The following is a 2,499-nucleotide window of genomic DNA, read 5'->3' on the forward strand; positions in this document are numbered from 1 at the left end:
TTAGCCGAAAATCTGAATATAGACTTTACAGGTACGATACCATCTATTGTCAAGATTAACAGCACCAGTCCCGGACTTATTGAGAACACCCCCGATCAAGAATTTGAAAGTGTATACTTTACACCAGCAATATTAAATGTTACTCATACTACTGGCGTAGTCTTGAGCATTACCAATATTGCTGATAACGGTACGGTTTTATCTGGCAGTAAAACATATAACGATCTTGATCTGATCAACGCTCAAGTCAAAGATGGTGATAACCTCCTGATTCAAAGTGAAATTTCACCTAGTGGTAAGTCTACCCCAATTTATCCGTTGAATGTACCAAGTGCAGTTCAAGCAGCAGTCAGTAGTGGCAAAGATTATCCAGTTAAGCTCAATATTACCAATATTTCTGGCTTATTACCACAAGGAACTTACAAAATCCGTGTTAATGTTCTGATTACACCCCAGTAATTTCCTCTTCTATTCTGTCTGTCTGTCGCAGATACCGGACTTCTCTAAGAAGTCCGGTATCTTTGTATATAGGACTTACGCACTGTACAAATTCACCATCATGTGCATGAACGAAAATCCGTCGTTTCAGGCTTTTGGTGATTAACTTCCGATCAATAGCGAACTGCTTGCAGCAGCGCTTCGCTATCGCCCAAAAATAATTAAAAAATCACGTTAAAATGCCCGAAACCCATACCTCATATTTGGTTGATCCTGTCAATGCGTAAGTCCTAAGTATATCTTGCAAACATCGTAATTATTTATAGATTTTCCAGATAAGTATAATTATATATTATATACCCAAAAAGATCCGACTTTTACGACTAAAAGATCCGACTTTTCCGACTGAGAAAATAAGGAACAGGAAGCGATGATAAAAATAACTTGAGTCAACATTCTCAGCAAAGATAAGCATTTTCAATATACAGGTCAAATCACCTAATCTAACTTCAAATGATCAATCTAGGTCGTCTTACCTTACTTACCAGTATCGCTGCTTTAAGCAGTATAGCCCTTAATTCTCCCGCCCAAGCCCAAACTGCCAATGCCAATGTGGACTTTTTCGGTGAAATACCTGCAAGTTGCTCTGTAAACGAGATCACAGGCGGAACCTTAACAAACATCATTAATAGTACCCTCAACCCCCTCAGATTAGAAACTGATACCGTAGGTAACATCAACGTTAGCTGCAATGCCGGGGTAAAATTTGCCGTTACTGGTATTGAAGATAACGGTAGTACATTTACAACCAAAACCTTTAACGATATTGATGTCATCACCGCCGAGGTAGAAGACTCTAGCAATACTAACGTCGCCACTGGTAGTATTTCCCCCAGTGCGGGAACTACAGATTTAAACACACCTGGAGCATTACAGACAGGTCCCATCACCGCTAATGACTATGGAGTGAAGTTGTTATTACAAGGTAATGGTGACAACACACTGCCCGTCGGGATTTACAGAATTAGAGTCAAAGTTAATCTCACACCTGAGTAATTTGACTATAGATAAGCAGGATTAGATATCTTAGTACAACAATCAACACCACAACCAAAAGACAGCTTTTAAAGACAAACACACAAGGACAAAATTATGGCATTTAACGAACAAACAGGAACGGCCAACCCCTTCGCTGGGATTTTTGTGGGGAATTCCAGCACCCCCACCTTAGCCGATATAGACGGGGATGGAGACCTGGATGCGGTGGTGGGAGAATTTGAAGGTATCCTGAATTACTACAAAAACACAGGAACAGCCACCAACCCCATCTACACAGAACAAACAGGAACAGCCAACCCCTTCGCTGGGATTTTTGTGGGGAATTCCAGCACCCCCACCTTAGCCGATATAGACGGGGATGGAGACCTGGATGCGGTGGTGGGAGAATATTTCGGTAGCCTGAAATACTACAAAAACACAGGAACAGCCACCAACCCCATCTACACAGAACAAACAGGAACAGCCAACCCCTTCGATGGCATTGATGTGGGGTATTTCAGCACCCCCACCTTTGCCGATATAGACGGGGATGGAGACCTGGATGCGGTGGTGGGAGAAGGTTTCGGTACCCTGAAATACTACAAAAACACAGGAACAGCCACCAACCCCATCTACACAGAACAAACAGGAACAGCCAACCCCTTCGATGGGATTTTTGTGGGGAGTTCAAGTAGCAGTTCCCCCATCTTTGCCGATATAGCCGATATAGACGGGGATGGAGACCTGGATGCGGTGGTGGGAGAAGGTGGCGGTAGCCTGAAATACTACAAAAACACAGGAACAGCCACCAACCCCATCTACACAGAACAAACAGGAACAGCCAACCCCTTCGATGGGATTTTTGTGGGGAGTTCCAGCACCCCCACCTTTGCCGATATAGACGGGGATGGAGACCTGGATGCGGTGGTGGGAGAAGGTTTCGGTACCCTGAAATACTACAACAACACAGAAGTTCCTGTTACCCCCAGCTACACAGAACAAACAGGAACAGCCAACCCCTTC

Annotated in this window: 3 protein-coding genes; all 3 read left to right on the forward strand. The window is 43.7% G+C overall.

What is annotated here, in order from left to right; translation table 11 throughout:
• The coding region (locus IQ237_RS25890; protein WP_194060106.1) for a hypothetical protein at window positions 1-459 on the forward strand (459 nt) is incomplete at its 5' end.
• 492 nt (window positions 460-951) lie between these two features.
• The gene (locus tag IQ237_RS25895) at window positions 952-1,494 is read left to right on the forward strand and encodes a hypothetical protein (RefSeq protein ID WP_194060107.1); all 543 of its coding nucleotides are present in this window, start codon (window positions 952-954) and stop codon (window positions 1,492-1,494) included.
• A 96-nt stretch (window positions 1,495-1,590) separates the two neighbouring features.
• On the forward strand, window positions 1,591-2,499 hold a 909-nt coding region (locus tag IQ237_RS25900; RefSeq protein WP_194060108.1), incomplete at its 3' end, for a VCBS repeat-containing protein.

Source organism: Sphaerospermopsis sp. LEGE 08334 (genome assembly GCF_015207205.1).
Classification (GTDB): Bacteria; Cyanobacteriota; Cyanobacteriia; order Cyanobacteriales; family Nostocaceae; genus Sphaerospermopsis.

What these genes read in the sequence shown, in the direction of transcription:
- IQ237_RS25895 (WP_194060107.1), top strand. Translation starts at nt 952, where the DNA reads ATGATCAATCTAGGTCGTCTTACCTTACTTACCAGTATCGCTGCTTTA.